This window comes from Pontibacter sp. Tf4 (assembly GCF_014212495.1).
In the GTDB taxonomy this organism is placed as follows: Bacteria; Bacteroidota; Bacteroidia; order Cytophagales; family Hymenobacteraceae; genus Pontibacter.
In genome coordinates this window covers 305,698-324,675 of the sequence record NZ_JACKZC010000006.1, presented here as the reverse complement: position 1 = coordinate 324,675, position 18,978 = coordinate 305,698, and the positions used below count along the sequence as shown (strand labels likewise).

Sequence of the window (18,978 nt, the reverse complement as noted above, 5' to 3'; positions counted from 1 at the left end):
TGGTTATGTGATAGCTTAATAAGTTATCCACAATCTTATTTCTAAGATAGCCCCTATTGCTAATTAGGTAGCTTTCGTGTGATTAAATCTTATGTGATGGTCATGTGATAACTCTATCGGATACTCATACTATAAGACGTGAAAAAAGGTTTGATGCGAGTACCGCCGCACCCGCCTGCAGGCATTGAAGCAATTTTTCCTGCCTGCTACATAAACCATACTTCTTTCTTAATGCCTCTTTAAACCACAGAGGGTTACGAAAAAGAATAAATTTTTAAGCATTCCGGTTTAAAAATTAGCAGTAGTGTCAGGCCAGATAGCGGCATTTTTCCTGAATAGTCCGGACATTCCTTTGCTGTGGTCTGTCTCTCTAAAGGCCAGTGATGAACTCACTCTCTAAACTATCTGCTACTGAGCACCTGGTATACTTTAAATAGTTTTGTTCATTTGGCTGACGTTATTCTCATGACATAGTCAGATGCTGCACTGATCAGTTCTATTGTCGGGAGATTACGGTTCGTCAGGATTTTGCCAATCTCCCTAAAGGATGAATAGTAACTGGCTTTCCTTGCCTGGGCGAGTTCGGCTATGTTATTAAAGTGGTCATCCAGCCTTTTAGAAGCAGAAACGGCCTTGTTATATTCCCGGATTATAAAATCAAGCGTTACTTTAAAATCATCAGACGGCTGATAAGCTACCTGGTCAAAAATCTCAGGAGTCTCTTTTCTGAGCCTGTTCAGTAACCGGGATTCGAACAGAATTTCTTCTTCCTCCAGATCCCGGGCATTCTCCAGTTTTGAGATTATAGAACTCAATCTGTTTGCCTCACCCGGCTTCAGACCATCCCCGATTTTACTTCTGATTGCCCTGTAAAAATCAGCTGTATTCCTGTGAATTCTGACAGATTCAATGAGTAAGGTGAAATCAATGTCTGCGGCTTCCTTTTTTCTGGATACCGGAATTTTATCCGCAATGGCGAATTCTTCCAGGATTTTTGAAGCATTGTCTGAGGCCATGAAAGTTTTTATCTCGGCGCAGTTTTTTATGGAGTCCCACAGTTCCTGCTTTTTGGAGTATTCACCAAAATCATCACTCTTCGAATAACGCTTGATAAGGCCATTCATGAGCACCATCAGTTCCTTCATGAAGCTTTCCAGGTTGTCTCCCAGTCCTTCCTGAGACCATATTTTACTGAGATTAAACCGTGTACCTTTCCTGTGCTGCCCGGAGTACTGGAACAGGACAGAAACAGAATAGGGGATAACCGCCGACCGGAGCTGTCCCATGGAGTTTGGTCCCTGGCCATATAGTTGCTCCAGTCTTCTGAACAGGATAATCCTGGAGATAAGGTCTTCGTAAAATTCCCTGTCTATCTCAGCAGCTTTCTTATTCCTGCCTTCCCCTGTTATCTGCTCAATAAAATACCTGAATACCTTTTCGCCCCCCTTTTTCACCATATAAGGCTGATCTCCCCAGGTAGAGTAATACTTGGCGAGCTGCTCTTTGGAAAATCTTCTTTCAGGCGGATATTCCTTTCGGATGCGGTTATGGTTGGATCCGGCAATTCTGAGTATTGTGTTGAATTCACCCTTTGCCCTCTCAAAGAACCACTTATTTCCCTTGGGAGTAACAATACTGTCTGAGAGCGCCTTTAATTTTACGAGCTGCGTACTGCGTGATCTCAGATCCACTTTCGATACCCGTGACTGCGCATTGGAGAAGGTACTGATGTTTGATATGAGATCTTCCAGTTCATCCTCCGTTGCTTCTTTGGCAACATTGATCTTTGCCATGACCCGCACCTTGGAAACATCCAGCCCTTCTTTTCTGGAAAAATAGATGGTAGCGGTAGTCTGGCCACCATTTACAATCTGGAAATTGGACAGGGACTTAATGTAGGTTTTGCCGTTCTCTTCGATGATTTCCTTTCCAGTGGAGGTAATAGTCAACCCGTTGTTATAGGCAATAAACTTTTCGGGATTTTTCCGGATAGTTTCCTTAATCCCTTTGTTGACTCCCCTGAACTGCAGGAAGGACCTGACGTTTTTTTCCAGAAGGCGACTGCTGTACCTTTTGTAAAGGTCAGCCAGAATGGCTGCGGGCAGGACACACAGATAAGATTCAAAATTATTCTCATCTGCTGCTTTGATGGCCTCTATCCTGTAGTCAAAGGTCTCTTTGAAATCAATAACCAGCTCTTCCCTGTTCCCCTGGGAGATTAAGACATTATAAAGGAAGTTAAGGTCAATGAGGCGCCTGATGACCAGGAGCTCCTTTTTGAATTTCTCCCTGCCTTTTGTGTAGGAGAATGTGATTTTGTCATCCTCAAATTCCATACGCCTGGGTTCCGGTTCGGAACCTCTGAAAGAGACCGTAGGTGTCGCGGACAACAGGAATATCTCCACAACATCAAACTGGTCCGCACCTTCTGAAGTGGCCAGATGGGAAATGAGTGCCTTGACAGGACTGGAATCCTGGATCTCATCATTAAGGTAGCCCTTGACCGCTCTGTTCACGAACCGGGTTGCCCGGCTGAAGTGATTTTCATAGTATGCTTTCTGGGAAATCAGTAAAGCGCTTTCCGGGGTTCCGGGATTAACCGAATCTTCATTTACGATAAAGAGCTGGAGCCTTTCCCCGGATTCATTTACGGCGTAGGCATTTATTTTCAGCTTCTCGGCTTCATGCGTATAATAGGAGTCATGGGAATCTTCGGAATCCACCAGCTTTACTTCAAGCATGGAGGGCAGCACAATGCTGAGAAAAGCGGATTCTGAAATGAAACCATCCTCGTCTTTGGATTCTTCCAGTAAATCCCTTCTGTACTTTAAATACTCATCAACTACCATAGGAATACTCCTTTTCTGAGAGAATAAAATTGCTTAATAAACTTAACTGAATGTCATACCTGACATTTTGCACTGCCTCAGGAATTTCAGAAGCAGTGAGTTTCGGGAAATCCCGGTGCATGCAATCATAAACTGTCTCCTGTACAGGGGTAAACCGGTAAGTATCATACTCCTCCAGGGCATGGTATGAAAGACCTGCCGCTGATAACGCTTTCAGCAGGATTGAGAAATCACCCTGTTTTTCCCTTATCATACCCCTTATGGCATCCGACAGCTCTTTTAAGGAGACGCCATCCGCAGGGTTAGTCCGGACTGAAATTACCAGAAGCTCCAGATCCCTGCCTGGGTCAGGCTGTAGCTGAAACTCACTGGAAATGCGGATTTCGCCTTTTGAAATTTCCTTTGTCTTCACTTCAACATCCTTCTGACCCAGAACAAAATCATGGGGGGTATGGAAGGGCCCTTTCCACATGTCAAGTACAGCGTTTACTTCATGTGCCGGGGAGGCTGACAGCAGGGACTGCAGGAAAAGAAGTTCACCGAAGACCCCTTTTATCTGCTCTCCTGATAACCTGTCAGATCTTCTGTTCTCAAAGAACTCACTCCATCTGTAAAGCGCACTGATAAATTCCCCTGTATATGCCTCCACAGCAGCAATACCTCTGATCCGGTGATGCAGGGACAGGATCAGGTCGTTGAACAGGTCATTAAAACTGTTGTCCGTCAGCTGCAGCACAATAAAATTGTCGTCCGGGAAATGCTCTACTGTTAAATTCTCTCTGATAACATTAACAACGTTAACCTTATGTAAGCGGGGGACGGCCAGGATCAGGCAGCGTCTGAGTTCTTTACTGATGCCTATGTACAGATCAGGCAGGCATTCGGGTGAAACCCGCAGTGACTTATACCCGCGGCTGACATTTTCCAGGGAAAGTCTCTGCCATTTCTGTTCCAGCTGAGCTACGTTCATATCAGCTCCTTAATGTCATCAGGTACCTCGCTGTCGGTCTCCGCTTCTTCTTCCCCGGATTCGTCATCCGTATCAAGGTCATAATCTCCCTGCATATATATACCTCCCGGATCATCCTTGATCGGTGGAAAACCAATAGCATATCCTACCAGGGGAATATCCAGGTCATACCCTTCATCTTCCACCATCTTTCTGAACTCCGGATCCTCACTGCCTTTTTCCTGCAGAAACACATAATGGGCATCGAACAGATAGATGACCAGCAGCCCTTCCTGTTCTGTCATTCTTTCCCGGTACACCCTTTCAGGTACTGTGGTCTTTTCAGCCTTCGCCAGTGCCGCAGCCTCACTGAGCGTGGGATCTTTTCTCAGTATGCTGGTTTTTTTCTCCTGTATGAATTCAGCTTCAGCTTCGCTGATCTGGCTTTTACTCAGCAGCAGGGAAAGGTCTTTCCCCCCCGAGATAATGTTGGCAGATCTGCCTGAAGCACTGAAGCTCTTTTTGTACAGGAATATATCCCTGTACCTGCTCTGGCTGCTGTTATCCTTTGAAGGGCCTTTCCTTACAGACAGGTTTACATCCACCGGAAGATTGGATTCGCCTGCTTTCAGAGTTCCCTTTCCTGTCACTGCCGTTGCGTTTCCTCTGGTTTTTACAGCTATCGTCCATTTCGATAGTTTTCCTTTTTCCCGGCACAGTTCAATGAACCTGATTAATCCGTTCCGGACATCCTCATCAAAGTTATTCTCCAGCTGTAAGATTCTAAGGATGCCGGGGATATCCGTTGAGCAGGTTAGGAAGCCTTCCCTTTCGGCACTGAACGCAAGGGAACCGGCTATACCATTTTTGAAATCAGTCCAGACTTTCAGGATCTTTTCCTTTCTTACATCAAACCGTGTTGTCTGTTCCAGCTGGTCCTGGTAGGACCATTTTACCTCTTTGGCATTTTTTAAAATGGATGGCCTCGTGATTTTAAGGGTTCCCGGGTGCTTCCTGACGCGAAGGACAAAATTCTCCGGCGTTTTATTTTTAGCCTCCATTTTCCTGAACTCCGCTTCCAGTTCTTCGATGGTACGGGTAGTCGCATCGAATTTGTCAATAGAGTCCTGAGTAGTGAACAGTTTGCAGCAGTCCAGGTAGCCGGGCCTGTATCCAAACCATCTTCCCATTTGGAGTAGGGTATCCGAATAATTGGTTGACCGCACAAAATAGTTGATGGTCAGCCCTTCAAGGGTGAACCCGCGGGACAGCCTGTTACCACCGATTGCTATAATTTTTTTAGGGGACTTTTTAGAATACTCCAGTTTATCGTTTGTAACACTGTTGATCGCTTTTACCTCGATGTCCTGAATAGCATCAGGCAGATAGTTTTTTAGGGCTTCAAAGGTAATAGGCGTCAGGAATTCGTCCTGATACCCTTTGGGAAGATAGCTGCTGATGTTCTCTATGATCCCCGCATAATACCTGTACCAGGTCTTTTCAAAAACAGCATAGACTGAATCAGGGTTACCCGGAAAATCATTTGGCAGATCGGTCTGAAGCTTCCTGATATATTCCTCTACCAGCTTCTTGGTAGCATTCTGCCAGCTGGTATATCTTGAAATGTGCACCAGCATGGTATGGTGCGGGTTATACAATGCCGAGTAAAGCATGCTTGATTTCCGGCTGTCCCTGATGGCCACCGAAAGAACAAAGCACCTGATACTTTCCCTGACAGAATTGGGCAGGGCTGCAGGGAAGGAATCAGTGGATTTACTGGCTCTTGTGGATTTTCTGTACTCCTGGTAGCTGGTAAAATCCAGATAGCCGCCAAAGGGACCAAATCTTTCTTCCCATTCCTCTTTATTTTCAAAATTTTCCACCCCGATCAGGCTGCCATCTTCCTGCCTGTAAACCCTTGTCGGAAAACTTTCTGTATGGTCTCTGACAACTTCTATCAGTGGGATCTTTTCTCCGGCAATGTTGTCAATTGGCTGCAGTGTTTCAAATATCTGTTTTGCACCTATATAATTTGACGGAGGGTTCAGCAGCACAATAAAGTCATCCGGGAAGATATTGGAAACCTGGGACAGGGATTTTTCGCCGGACTCCCCTTTCAGTTTGTATTTTACAACCCAGTCATTTTCAGGTGCCTCGTTGCGGTCCTGCAGAACATTGGCAAAAGGGGTCGCAGTGTATCCCAGGTAGGTTTTTCTTTTAAAGAGGTCCAGCAGCGCCCGTATATGTCCGTTTGTTTTGGAAGCATATTCCCGGCCTTTCGCCCCTGCATTATTCAGAGAGGCATTATCGGCTTCATCATCCAGTATAAGTAAGGGAATGTTATGTTTATCTTTGAACTCCTCCAGGTAATCGTGCAGCCAGACAATAAGATTCCTCAGCACGCTTACATTCTTTTTACATACCAGGATATTGGTCTTGTCAAGTGAAAAGTCGGCATCTGCAAGAGGTTTGTTAAAGTCTGATTTGAACGATGTTACCGCTACTACCTGATCTACAGACTTGTCGCCCTGAAGGCCGAAGCGCCTGATTCTTCCAACGCCCTTGGGCCCTTTTGTTTCTGCGGACAGATCGGTAATCCCTGAACCCACCACATCATTTTCAATCCTCAGCTGTGTCTGGCTTCTCAGGTCTTCCATGATACCGGAAAGAACTATAATCAGCCCATAGCCGGCATCTATTGCCCTGTTGATAACGGCATTGAAGTTTCCTGTCTTACCTGACTGCACGCTGCCTACTACCAGTCCTTTTATGTAAAAGGGTTCCCTGGATTCCGGGTCCCCGATTTTTTCCAGAATCTCCAGGCTGGAGACCCTGGTTTCTTCCACTACTTTCTCCGGCCGGCCTGTGTTTCCAAGGTATGTAAAATACCTGTCACTGTAATTCCAGTCTGTTGCATTCCTGCGGTCAGCTGTAAGCCAGGTCTGAAACCCTTCTTTTGTCAGTGAACTGCTCGGATCAATATCAATCGGGTGCACTGAAAGAAATTCCCTGACAGCGATGTTATAGTAGTTTTCCAGGGAGATATCATCAACTTCAGGATAATCATACATGTCAGCTATCGTACGCACAGGGGCTTTGATTTCCGGCAGAAGGCTGTCGAAGTAGGCTGTATTCAGTTTGTTATCAACTGCATAGCTTCTGGCTTTGCTTGTGATAAGCTTTTTGATAACATCAATGTATTTACTGGTATCCATGTAAGTCTGTTTTTAATAACTGTTTGATTTCTTCAGGAAGTGAGGCTTCAGAAAAGCCAAGGCTGGGGAGTATGTCTTTTTTAATCTGCTCCGGTGTCATTCCGTTCTCCCTGAGCAGCACAATACCGGAAATGATACTGTCGGCTGATAATCCATCTTCTTCCCCAGTGCTGTTATAGGCCACATCCTCGTGTACATGCCTGATTTTATTAATTGAGGTGGTGATCATCCGGAGTATCCAGTTGAGCTTTGAAAGCTGGTTACCGGTCAGTTCGTTTCTGAGCTCCTTTAAAATTGGGAAATCTGCATTCAGTTCCAGAACCACCCCCTTGCTGGATGATCTTCTTTCAAAAAGCTGTATACTTCCGGCTTTCTTCTGGCCGGAGAATTTTCTGATTCCCCGGTTAAAAAACTCTTTTTCAGCTTCTCCTTTTAATATACTGATATATCGCAGAAATGCCTGCCGTAACTCATAGGGGATTACAATCTGGGATTTTGCAACGTTCAGATGCAGCAGGTGATCCACACTGTTGCCTACTTCAACTCTCAGGCGGGCTAACTGAAGCTTTGGGGATTTTTTGATAATCCCGTTCCAGCCTCCGAACAGAATTATTCTGTCTGCCCTGTAGATATACATCCCTTCCATATCCATCAGGCCCCGGTTACGGGTAGTCCACTGGGTCAGCCCCTGCTTACTCTCATCGATGCTTCTGGAGGGCAGCACAAAACCTTCAATCTTAATGGTATCCGTCCGGAAGTTTCTGTGCCTGTATTCAATAGGCCTTACATCTGTTTCATGGATTGGAAACGGGTTAAAAGGCTTTATGACTGTATTGTTAATCCTGATCCTGAGAGGGTTTGCCTTTCTTTCCATAAACCGGTGAAATACCAGCGAGAGGTAGTCGGAGGTCACTTCCGTAATCTCTTTTTTGAGACTGTCCTGCCTGTTGGTCTCTTCCAGGTAATCTTCAAACTTGTAAAGCCCTTTCCAGACAATGATGGTATTTGCTTCAAATTTCTCAAAGCTGTTCTGGTATCCGGAGCTCAGGGACTGATAGGAAGCAAGAAGTGCTGTAATCTCTTCTTCCGTGTTTATTAAAATACGCCACTTTTTCTTCTGCTTCAGATAATCCACATCCCATGTTCTGCCATGGTAAGCTGATCCGCCCTTTTTCCTTGAGAGCACCGTAAAACACCTCGTCTGGGCAAAGGAAGCTGTCTTCATACCCAGCCCAAACCTGCCCAGGTCAGACACTTTCCGGTTGCTTTCCGGAGAGCTGCTGGGAAAGTGCATGCTCTGTCTGAGTGTTTCCCTGTCCATCCCACTGCCATTGTCAGCCAGAAACAAAGTGAAAGGTTCCTGATCCATCCTGATAAGGACCTCAATCCTGTCAGCACCGGCAGAAACGGAGTTGTCCATCAGATCTGTCAGTGATGTTTCCAGGCTGTACCCCTGCTCTGCAATAGACTTTATTAAATATTCGGGATCAGGATCCGCATTTTCATAACATGCATGATCAGTTTTGTTTTCAGTCATCAGGTGCTTTGGTGAGGCCGGTAATTCAGATAATTTCACAGGGTACGTAACGCTAATATATGAAAATTTCGATTTAATGATATACAATTCTGCTTATCATTAAACCGAAATTTATATGCCGGCGGACAGGGCGGCAGGGGAGGAGGAACGGTAGCCGGGCATAACATTCCCTGAAGATAGTTGCAGGCTCTTTAATAGTCTGTGGCTCAGGCTTCTGCTAAAGCTGTGCTTTCCTGCACAGTGGTCACAGGGTCTGCTTCGAAGGCCGGCAGTACAAGGCGTGCAATTTTATTTGCCAGAAGGGGTGGCACTGCATTTCCTACCTGAATGAACTGAGCTGTCCTCGAGCCGCAGAAGAAGTAGTTGTCAGGAAATGTCTGAATCCGGGCAGCTTCCCTGACTGTCAGGCTCCTGCATTGCTCAGGATCCGGATGAATATAGTAATGCCCGTCCTTGGAAATATGACTTGTAATGGTTTTTGAAGGCTGACCTGCAACCTGCACCCTGAATCTGTCAGCAAATTTCTTCGTTGTTACGGCCTCCTCAATATTCCGGTGCAGGGGGTATAACCGCTTCGGGAAGTCTATAATTTTCGGAGATGTTTCCCTGACCTTACCAAAACAGGCCGCATAGAAATACCTGTGCAGATCAGACGGCATATGCCCTCTGGAGGAATGATTCAGGACGCCCTGTAGCCTCGGGTCATGAAACCAGCCCTTTTCATACTGGCATGCAGCATGGGACCAGGGGATATAGTTATCCCCAACACCAAATTCAGACGGATTTATTTTTTTTAACTGTTTCCGGATTTCATCAAATACATCAGCGTTCTGAGGAAGTTCAGCCGGATTGATATCGATCTCCCTTATTAACTTAGCCCATCTTTCATACGTGTCCTTTTCTTTGGAAAGCCCGCTCCTTAACCGGGGCAGATCCTGTATCACATGCTGTAGAGGAACCTGATCAGCCTGCTCCAGAACATCAGGGGTAAAGGCAATATCGTTTCTGATGCCCAGGAGTATTACCCTGTGCCGTGTCTGGGGAATTCCGTGCTTTTCAGCATAAATTATAAAATCCCTGTGGCTGTAGAAACGTTTTCCATCCAGCTCCAGGCTCTGGGGATGATTCACGAGGGAATATATTTTATAACCGGGGCACCGCAGTTCAACATCCGGAAAGTCTTCCTCTTCCAGAAATGCTTCAGCCGGGTCAGAAAGATCTTTCAGGATACGGGAAAAGATAGGGCTCTCTTTTGTCTTTGCTGACAGAATTCCTTTTACATTTTCCATTACGAATACGGCAGGGCTGTGGACTGCAAGAATTCTGAGGTACTGCTTGTATAGCTCTACTCTGTGGTCTTTGGAAGCATCCAGTACTGTTTCCTGTCTTCGGGATCTTCCAACAACTGAGTATGCCTGACATGGAGGCCCCCCGATCAGCAGCCAGTTCCGCTCTCCCTGAAGGGCTGAGATGATTCTCCTGTCAACTTCAGCATTGGGTATTTCCCCTAAGGTAGCCTGCCATGCTTCTTCCCGGGCCGTTTCTGCCTGCTCCGGATGGTTTTTATAAAGCTGGCCGATACTTATTTCACCACGGACAAAAGCATAATAATCATCAGGTGCTTCTCCTGCCGGGAATTGCCTGAAAAAGCTTCTTAGCATTAACGTTTTATGAGCTTCCCCATCCTTTTCTATGGAAAGGGCTATTTTGAATTTTCTCTGCTTTTTTCCTCCTGATAAGGCGCTAAAACCTTCTCCAAGGCCCCCTGGCCCTGCAAAGATGTCAATTACCGGTATTGCCACTATGTATAAATGTTAGAATTCTGTCGTAGGTAAGGTCCCTGCTGCTGGCTTTCAACTCACACTCAAATATCGTCAAAACTTTCCATCCTTCCTGGGTTAATTTCTGAAAATTCTGTTCATCCAGCTCCTTATTTCTGTTGATTTTCTGCTGCCACCACTCCGTTCGTGTTTTAGGAATGACATAATATCTGCAATGTTCATGCCCATGCCAGAAACATCCATGTACATGAATAACTGTTCTGTGTTTAGGTAGGACAATGTCTGGTTTTCCTGGTAGTGTCTTATCATGTAGTTTATATCTGTATCCTTTGCTATGTAAAAATTTCCGGACCATAAGTTCAGGCTTTGTATCCTTTCCCTTTATACGGCTCATGTTATAGCTCCTTGTTTCTTTTGAATGTACATCTGCCATAGTTTCTGCTTTATAAAATATCTAAATTAGTAGCCTTAACAATTTGCTATGATCAGAGAATATAAAATCAATATTGTAAGGGAGCCAGGCCCTGATCCCCTGACTGGCGAATTTTATCCTTTCGAGCATGAAGAGCTACGTATAGAGGCCGTTTCTGAAAGAAGCGCCTATACAATTGCTTGTACGCTTTTTAAAATGAAGGTGAGGGGGCAACTGTTGCGGTTCTTTATTGATGGGGTGGAATACTTTGAGGAAGATTTAAGATAACGTATGCTTTATGTTTAAAACAAATCAATAATTTACAACTCTGGAGGCATAGTCAGATACTATATTCAATTGTTCATAAAGTTTTCCGCGGGTACTGGTTTACAGTCCGTAACTATATAATTGATTCGGAAAAACAGATGAATTATTTTAACTCCTGTCATACTCAACAGATCATGTTGATTTTCTGATTACTACCATTCAATGCAGTTTCGGTGGGTACGATGTGCAGACATCGGCTCATAGGTGAATGTAATTAGAAGTTAAGCACATCCCATATACAATAAATGTGTAATAAACCTTGTTCACAAGTGTATGCTCTACCAACCCTATCGGACAGGATTATGATATGGCTTTAGGTCAGACTGAAATCAGGGACTGAACGACCTGAAGCAATTGCCATTAGTTCAGGGCAACCATTTTACAGATCGTCTGCCTTCCTGCTTACGAACCCTGATCCTGCGGAAAAGACTAACCTTAACAAGTTTACCTATCAAACAGTAAGTGCTATAATGTACGTAAGTTAAGAAGGTATTGAACTACCCAAGCTTCCCTGGACTGAAGCCGATTCTATCATTTCAACCAGAGTTCCATACAGTACATCTAATATCCAGAAGAAATTTGCGCCAATCTCTTTTTCATTATGCATCATTTCCCTGACATTATCTATGATGGTCCTCTTGAGAATATCAATCAATATGTCTCTGTCAAGGCCTGATTCATTAGCATTTTTATCATCAGTAAACTGAAAACCAACTTCCGATAAAACCAGATCTGGGTCACTATGGTATCCTTCGTGGGCGATTTTGTTTCGGATGGGCTTTACTTTGGCGATGAGCGTTTCCACGGAACTTACTATCAGATCGAAGGCGTGGATGTTGTGCTCCAAAGCTTTTTTGCGAAGTTTTTTCTCAAAGCCTAATCCACTTTTTATTTCCAGGGCGTGCACCAGGTTAAATAATTGTAGAATCTGGTCCTTGTAAGTTGTTACCCTAAGAAAATAGTTTTCTATATGATACCTGAGGTATTCTCCTGTTTGTATGGTAGATTTTTCTTTTTTCTCATTATAATTAAAGGGGTGCCTTTCAGCTATAAACACCCGGGCCAACCGTAGGCTCTTGAGTGTATGCTGAATTCTGATTAGTTGGGTATTGATTCGGCTCACATAAGCGTAAGGTTCCCGTGTGACAGAGCTTATGGGGGTTATCCCTTTTTCAATTCCTTCAACATATGTTTTGAGAATCTTTATAACAAATTTATGCTCATGATATTCTATCAATTTCCCGCTCTCTGCACGCATGGTGTATAATTAAACAGCTTTGAAATACATCAAAATAATAGTTGAGGCCCCGACTTCATTACAGAGCCTGTTACAGTAGCTAAATACGGGTTAAGTTCTGATACGGAAAGAGATAAGCATAATGTCTGACATAGAACCCGTCTTTCATTCAAGTATAATAGCAAGAGGGCTCTATCAAACCAAAGTGACGCCAGGTTATAATCTTACTCAAGGACCTTTTCATAATCATGGTCACTTGCTGTCTCAAATATATCTTTATCGAAAACATCCTTTAGGGTCTGCCGGATAAACTTATAAGGATGATTCCATTTATTGGGCCCAACTGACAGAATGGCCTCCCCGGGCAGGTCAATCTTTTTTATCAATTTGTAGTCGCCGGCATGCCCGCCATGGTGAGGCACCACAAAATATACACGTCTGTTTTTTCCAAGCTCAGGTAAAATGTACTGATGCACCTGATCATAATGATGATCTGCAGGCAATATAGCTGCAGCACTCTTAGTCCAGACTCCCAACGAGAGCCCTGATTTGTTTCTATTAGATGATTTTGTGCCTCTTAATAGGTATATGCCATTATTTTATAAAGGGTATGCAGTACACTGCTTTTACCTCTTCCTGGCTCTCTCGAGCAGGGTGCGACCTCGATCCTCTGCCTGAAGTGCGTGTTTGCTACAATCTTTTCAAGTGCCCTTTCGCTGGTTCGGGTTGGAGGGTGAGCCATATAGATAACTTTATGAAGGAGCCTGATCCAGGCATCATCAACCTGAAAAATAGCCTGGTAGTGGTCTATATCCCAGTGGCTGATTATTAGTGTGCACTTGATGGCAGCTTCGCCTTCGTTTAACACCCTGATAATTTTACTTCGCCTGATGACACTGTCTATGCACTTTGCCGTGAAGCGTACAGACGCACCAATGTCGTAAAGGATAACATTCCCATCCTTAAAGTGCACTTCGTTCCAGTTGCCCTGCCCAACATTCATAGCTACCAACGTTGTACCCTCTGCCCAGCTTTTGATAGCATCAAACTCATCAATTGGTATCATTCCCGGTTCCGCTTCCCTTTCTTCATATTCTTTCCCAAAAACAGCCTTTTTGGATAATGCTCTGCCAAAGCTGAATGGCAGATTGCTGCCTGAGAGATCTAATCTGAAAGCAATAATATTGGAGTGGCCACCAGCGTCGTCTATACCTTGATAAGGCTCACCCTGATCGATAAGGCTTAAGATATTATCGGGCAGGTAATAATAACATCCCTCGCGAGGGACACGCATCTTTCCAAAATGAACGCCTGTTAACTCGATCATGCTCCGCTTATCGTTTAGAATAGGGTGTTCTTCCCCTACATTAGCCCTTACTTTCTCAAGAAAACTTCCGTGATGCTTTTCATTCGGAAAATCTAATAGGATATAACCTGATCCTTTCTCAATCTTTTCGATAAAAACAGGTACGGGGTCCGGGGTAGCTTCTGTAGAACGCATAAGTAAAGTGATTAAATAAACGGTTGATCAGGTGTAATATATTTGTACTACCTCACCTTGTATCAAATATAAGATTTGTTTGTGTAGTGCTAAAGCAGGAAACTGATACCAGGCTTCCGGTTCGTCAAGGTATGATGGTCTTTAGCACGGAGCTTAGTAACGATGGCAGGTGATTCCGGGAAACAGATGGCTGCTTCCGCCGAAGGAAAGCATAAGGACAGTCAGACGAAAAAACTTTTCCCAAGGACTGCTCTTATTGTCAACCGGAATCCAAGCATTCTGCAATAGCTACTTTTTTTGTTAAGCCCCTCTTCTGTCAGCTTTACTTTTTCTCAATTAAGCAGAGGTCTTCAGTTTAACTGCCTGCTTCGACATAAATCGTAATGAGAAGCAGCCTCTTCCGTGTTTATTCACAGGTAAAATTCACATGGAGTGCCGGGTATCAGGCGGTGGCTAAAGAGAAGCCCTGTATAATGTCTAAAGGCCTTCCGGGTAAAAAGAGAGAAAGGCGGGTCCATCTTTACACCCGTTTATTTTCACGTAAAAGGCTGTATTGCCGGAAGGGCTTTGGGAAGATGCTGCTCCGGTCATTTTGTATGCGCATGCGATTACAGGATTTAGGTAGCTATGCTTTGTACCATGCCTAATGTACCGGTCATAGGATGGAGGTTAATTTTCCCTGTGATTTTTCCCATGCCTACCTTGCTGCCAAAACCGCCTGTTTTGCCTTAATTGCAGACGTTAAAGCACCTGGCGCTATGAGCAGAATCAGCCGGCCGGGGGTGGGGTATTTGTGCCTGCAGGACGTATGATCGTAAGAAGGGGCACGGTACCAATGCGGTAATGCAATGCTTCCCGGGGTATGCAGTGGACTGCGTGGCCAAAAGCCAAGCGGTCAGTTCCCGGGAGCTGGAAACCGTCAATGCAGCAAATACTCAGACAGTCTTTTCCAGGATATGAAAACCTATCACTTTTGCTCCCGGTTCAGTGGAGGCGGGGCAAAAGTGAAAAGACCGGGATACCCGTAGCTCTTTAGTTCACGGGTCGGAAACTATTCAACTTTATAGATGCCGTTGCGGATAGCATAGATTACAAGACCTACCCTGGAAGCGACATCCAGCTTCTTGAACAATGTCTCCCTGATGGATTCCACTACGCGCGGAGAAACTTTCAGGAACGGGGAGAAGGATTTATAGGGTAATTCCGTACAGGCAAGTTTCAGAAATTCTATTTCCCTTTCCGTAAGTTCTGTCTGGAGCTGGGTGCCACTAACAAGTCCCCGTTTCAGAATCTCGCTCACACTGCTGGAGTAATAACTGCCATCCACCTCAAGGGCCTCTAAGGCCATCCTGAGTTCGGAGGGGTCCGCATTCTTCAGGATATACCCGTCTACCCCGCATTTCAGCATACGGAGTACGGTTTCCTCATCGTTGCTCATAGATAAGGCCAGGATCTTGATGTCCGGGTGGTGTTCCTGCAGCCACTTTGCCGTTTCAAAGCCATCCATGACCGGCATGCTAATATCCAGGAGTACGATAGCGGGAACCTTTTCCGGGAACAGCTTCCGTATAAAGTCCCTGCCGTTTTCTGCTTCAAGTATCACGGTGTATCCACTGAAACCATTGATCAACTCCAGGAGCCCTTTCCGGAAAAGCTTGTGGTCGTCAACAAGTGCTACCCTGGTAACCGCCGTTTGTGTGGTATGCATAATTAAAAAGTATTTAAATGAATCGGATCGGAAGCTCAAGATGAACAAGCGTGCCTGCCCCCGGGGTGCTTTCTATGCTGAACTTTGCACCTATCATGGCCGCGCGGGAATGCATGTTGGTGATGCCGGTACCACCTGCCATGTGCAGGAGTGCCGGTGCCGGGTCAGCCTGGTCAAAGCCCCTGCCATTATCTGAAATATTGAGGGTCATCCCGTCTGCCCGGAAACTGACGCGTACGGCAATGGCATCAGCCTGTGCGTGCCTGAGGATGTTGTTGATCGCCTCCTGTGCTATACGGAAGAGAATCAGCTTTTTATCCGGGGCAACGGGGAGTTCCTGCCCGATCAGGTCAAAGCTGGTGTCGATAACCCCGGTTTTGCCGATCAATTCAAGCTGAAATTTCAGGAGGGCCGATAGGGGCTGTTGTGTAACATATTTACTGTTCAGCCTCTTCGACAGATCTCTTAAATCCTGGATGGCCTGGTCAATCAGCTCCTTGCTGGTGGCAAGTTTCGAAGCACCAGCCTGTGTTATCGTGTTCTCCAGGGTGCTGATATTAAGCCGGGCCAATGAGAGGACCTGGCCTACATTGTCATGAATTTCCTGTGAAATGGAGAGGAATGTTTGTTCCTGCATCTCAAGTTGAGCCTTCAGCATTTCTTTCTGGTAGGAGTCTACCAGTTCCGTTACCTCCTGCTGGTGCAGGAGTCGCTTTTTCTGGTAGGTCAGGGTCATAAAAGTAATGAACATGCCTAACAGGAGTAACAGGGCGGTACCAACGGCAACAATCAACACAACGTCCGGCATAGGGAAGATAAGCTTACAGTTTCGCTCGTTCTAAAGCATAGGGGGTCTTTTTCCATTCGAGGAGGAAAGCGATAAGAAAAGTACCGTGCAGCAAATATCCGAGAAAGATACTGATATAAAAAAAGGCATTGGCCATTTCAAAAGATTTACCCAGCATGTAGTGCATCAGGCCGTCGACAAAAAAGCTCCCCAGTGAATAGAACAGGAGGCCTGTACTGGTCCAGAACATAGCATCTTTTGTTAACTCGACTACTTTTAAGCTGGTGAAAATCTCCCGGTAATAAAGTAATACCCAAAGGGTCAGTAAAACATTCTTCAATGACAGCGCATAGGAATTATATTCTGACAAGCCCTGGAAAAAGAACGTAATAATACCTGAGACGAGCAGGTACGCCGGGATGGTCAGGATTACAGCACGCCTGTAGATGGTGCCTTCCAATACCTTGTAAAATACAAGGGAGTAGAGCACATACTGTAAGGGGGTGAGCAGGTGATAGAGATGCAGATTTCGTGTCTTGTTGAGGAGCAGGTAAGCCGCGTAAGCTTCAAAAAGTGCCGTTAAAAGCAGCGTCCAGCCCAACAGCCGGAATGGGGAGTCCAGCTTTTTATACAGGACCAGCCAAACTGCCAGGTTCAGCGCCAATAAACTGAAATGAACATATAATTCCCACATAGTTCTGAAAGATAGGAAGAAGGCCCGGTAGATACCAAGCCTTCCCTGTTTTAAGGTTCCATCAGATCGTCTGCAGGGCAGTTCAAAAGTGGCGGACAACGGCAGCAATCATCCACGTAGGTGAGGTCAGTCTCCGTGGTAAGGCTATTCGCATCGTTTACCGGGGCCATAAAGAGACGGTGTTCCCCGTTTTCTTCAATCCCGTAGTAAACCCGAATGAAGGCACTTCCCGGACTCTGTTGTATCATTTGCAGGACCGAATCAGTGGTGAAATTGGCAGCGCGGATCATCGTATTGTCCTGGGGGGGCTGTAAGGCGGCAAGATAAGCCTTGTAGCGGGCACACCGTTGGCGAAGCTCCTCGTGGGTAACGTCCAGTTCTACGAATTCATTCTGGTTCACATCGCTGAAATTGCAGGGTTGTGTTTGCTCCTGCAGGCCATCTGTCTTTCTTGTGATTAAGGTTGGCATACATTTTTATTTAAGTGAGACATTTTATCTGTATGCCTAAGTAGGGCAGCCTATTCTTTAGACTCAACCGCCTTTCAAACAGGTAGTAAAAAGGGGAGTGTTGTAATGTCTTGGTAATGTGTTGTTTGTGTTTTGTGATGCATGCTATGGGCGTGAATATTTACCTGAAACATGTGTAAAACGGGCTTTGAATAAAGGGATTTGATACGGGTGACAGGATGAAAATAACGGCACCGAAGTGGGACTAATCACACCACCAGTGTAATTGGTTTTATCCTGGTTTTGTTAGTGTAAACGCCCCTGGAATGAAGGTCGGTTTACGACGTCCATCCGGGCATGAGTACTTGAGGCTGATTTCATTCGGCAGGTCCGGCATGCGGCATACTTTTTTCCCCGAATCCCTTCCCGGTCAGCGCAGGCAAACCTGCCAGGTAGAGATCAGGAGCTGGACCCGTAAGGTGCTTGCATATGAAGATGGCCAAAGAGGGGTGGGGAGGCCGGAGCCCTGCCCTGGGATTTGTTTATATTCTACAAAAGCCTGAAGTGTATCAGGCTTTTGTAGAACAAATTGTCAGGGTTTACCTCAGGTCGGAGGATACCATGTCCTGCAACGGCAATTTACCTTACCTGGCCAGATGATTCAGTGTTTAAGCCGTAATAGTAATTGGCAGTAACATCCTGCCGTTGCAGTAGCTGATTGCCCGGCCTGCTCAGTGGCTTCCGGGCCCGTCAGGGTGCATTCAACTCTCGGCAGCCTGCAGCTGTTCTGGATCCACTGTCTATGTCAGCCTCTTTTCAGTTCGTGTTGAATAAGCTGACTGCACTTGTTTTGCCCTGCAGCTACATCGTGCAGCAACAGAGAACCAGGCCGGAAGGGAATTTATAAAGCATATCCTTCCTGCTACCTTAAGTTACTTCATGGTGCTATCCAGTCAAAGTCAATCAGGTGTGCCAGGTTATCAGTTAACCGGTTATCGGGGTCTGTCCTCAGGTACTTGCCCGAAGCTCCGTTCACGACGGTGACATTCTCCCCTGTAGCCCATTGAGCCCTGCTGTAGTTCCACATCCAGGTTGTGGCGGAGTTTCCCCGTGTTTCAAGTAGTTGTATTGCCAGTGCTTTGGATACTTTCTCAGCCCGTGTCGTGCTGCTGTCCCCTTCCGTGTGGAAGGCATAATGGGTGATAACGTCGTTAGAGTCTTTCCAAACCCCTGAAATTCTGAATTTCGCCATATTTAGATTTGCTTGTTATGATAGACCGGTTTACGGTAAAAGAGCACAAGATTAGAGACTTAATTCAGGAATCAGAAGGGGATGTACCTGTGTTTTTTCTCCCATTTCACAGGTTTAATCTCATCCGGGTGGTCTTGTATTTGCCTGATCAATTCATTTGGGTTCCGGGCACCTGCAGAGAGCGAATACAATTTCAATAAGTCTCTGGCAGGCTGTAGTGAATTTTGAGGGGGCCCGGGAGGTTCTCCTTATTTGCAGAATCGGCCTTAATTAGCCAAAC

Annotated in this window: 15 protein-coding genes; 1 reads left to right on the top strand and 14 read right to left on the bottom strand. The window is 45.5% G+C overall.

What is annotated here, in order from left to right:
- Positions 1–443 precede the first annotated feature (443 nt).
- The 6 genes from H7F15_RS12085 to H7F15_RS12060 form a co-directional block, all read right to left on the bottom strand.
- Positions 444–2,849 (bottom strand): AIPR family protein, encoded by a 2,406-nt coding sequence (locus H7F15_RS12085; protein WP_185197228.1) that lies wholly within the window; start codon positions 2,847–2,849, stop codon positions 444–446.
- The gene (locus H7F15_RS12080) at positions 2,839–3,819 is read right to left on the bottom strand and encodes a PD-(D/E)XK motif protein (RefSeq protein ID WP_185197227.1); all 981 of its coding nucleotides are present in this window, start codon (positions 3,817–3,819) and stop codon (positions 2,839–2,841) included. Before H7F15_RS12080 ends, H7F15_RS12085 begins: the two co-directional genes overlap by 11 nt.
- Positions 3,816–7,013: a Z1 domain-containing protein gene (locus tag H7F15_RS12075; RefSeq protein WP_185197226.1), complete on the bottom strand. Its 3,198-nt coding sequence runs from the start codon at positions 7,011–7,013 to the stop codon at positions 3,816–3,818. The genes H7F15_RS12080 and H7F15_RS12075 overlap by 4 nt, the downstream gene beginning before the upstream one ends.
- Complete coding sequence (locus H7F15_RS12070; protein ID WP_221627057.1) at positions 7,000–8,589, bottom strand: ATP-binding protein; 1,590 nt, start codon at positions 8,587–8,589, stop codon at positions 7,000–7,002. The genes H7F15_RS12075 and H7F15_RS12070 overlap by 14 nt, the downstream gene beginning before the upstream one ends.
- Positions 8,590–8,756: 167 nt before the next feature.
- Positions 8,757–10,352: a DNA cytosine methyltransferase gene (locus H7F15_RS12065; RefSeq protein ID WP_221627056.1), complete on the bottom strand. Its 1,596-nt coding sequence runs from the start codon at positions 10,350–10,352 to the stop codon at positions 8,757–8,759.
- On the bottom strand, positions 10,333–10,764 hold the full coding sequence (locus tag H7F15_RS12060) for a very short patch repair endonuclease (protein ID WP_185197225.1): 432 nt from the start codon (positions 10,762–10,764) through the stop codon (positions 10,333–10,335). Before H7F15_RS12060 ends, H7F15_RS12065 begins: the two co-directional genes overlap by 20 nt.
- Before the next feature lie 48 nt (positions 10,765–10,812).
- On the opposite strand from H7F15_RS12060, the gene H7F15_RS12055 reads away from it, so the two are divergent.
- Positions 10,813–11,031, top strand: coding sequence for a hypothetical protein (locus H7F15_RS12055; protein ID WP_185197224.1), 219 nt, complete (start codon positions 10,813–10,815; stop codon positions 11,029–11,031).
- 520 nt (positions 11,032–11,551) lie between these two features.
- On the opposite strand, the gene H7F15_RS12050 is transcribed toward H7F15_RS12055, so the two are convergent.
- From H7F15_RS12050 to H7F15_RS12015, 8 genes are all read right to left on the bottom strand, one after another.
- A complete protein-coding gene (locus tag H7F15_RS12050; protein WP_185197223.1) occupies positions 11,552–12,328 on the bottom strand; it encodes a Cthe_2314 family HEPN domain-containing protein in 777 nt (258 codons plus the stop codon).
- 203 nt (positions 12,329–12,531) lie between these two features.
- Entirely contained in the window at positions 12,532–12,810 is a 279-nt protein-coding gene (locus H7F15_RS12045) for a hypothetical protein (protein WP_185197222.1), read from the bottom strand.
- Between the two features lie 74 nt (positions 12,811–12,884).
- On the bottom strand, positions 12,885–13,808 hold the full coding sequence (locus tag H7F15_RS12040) for a hypothetical protein (protein WP_185197221.1): 924 nt from the start codon (positions 13,806–13,808) through the stop codon (positions 12,885–12,887).
- Positions 13,809–14,859: 1,051 nt separating this feature from the next.
- Positions 14,860–15,516 (bottom strand): response regulator transcription factor, encoded by a 657-nt coding sequence (locus tag H7F15_RS12035; RefSeq protein WP_185197220.1) that lies wholly within the window; start codon positions 15,514–15,516, stop codon positions 14,860–14,862.
- Between the two features lie 13 nt (positions 15,517–15,529).
- On the bottom strand, positions 15,530–16,324 hold the full coding sequence (locus H7F15_RS12030; protein WP_185197219.1) for a sensor histidine kinase: 795 nt from the start codon (positions 16,322–16,324) through the stop codon (positions 15,530–15,532).
- 13 nt (positions 16,325–16,337) lie between these two features.
- Positions 16,338–16,997 carry a hypothetical protein gene (locus H7F15_RS12025; RefSeq protein WP_185197218.1) on the bottom strand — a complete coding sequence of 220 codons (660 nt, stop codon included), beginning with the start codon at positions 16,995–16,997 and terminating at the stop codon, positions 16,338–16,340.
- 50 nt (positions 16,998–17,047) lie between these two features.
- The gene (locus H7F15_RS12020; protein ID WP_185197217.1) at positions 17,048–17,467 is read right to left on the bottom strand and encodes a hypothetical protein; all 420 of its coding nucleotides are present in this window, start codon (positions 17,465–17,467) and stop codon (positions 17,048–17,050) included.
- A gap of 916 nt (positions 17,468–18,383) precedes the next feature.
- Positions 18,384–18,698 (bottom strand): DUF3892 domain-containing protein, encoded by a 315-nt coding sequence (locus tag H7F15_RS12015; protein WP_185197216.1) that lies wholly within the window; start codon positions 18,696–18,698, stop codon positions 18,384–18,386.
- Positions 18,699–18,978: the final 280 nt, after the last annotated feature.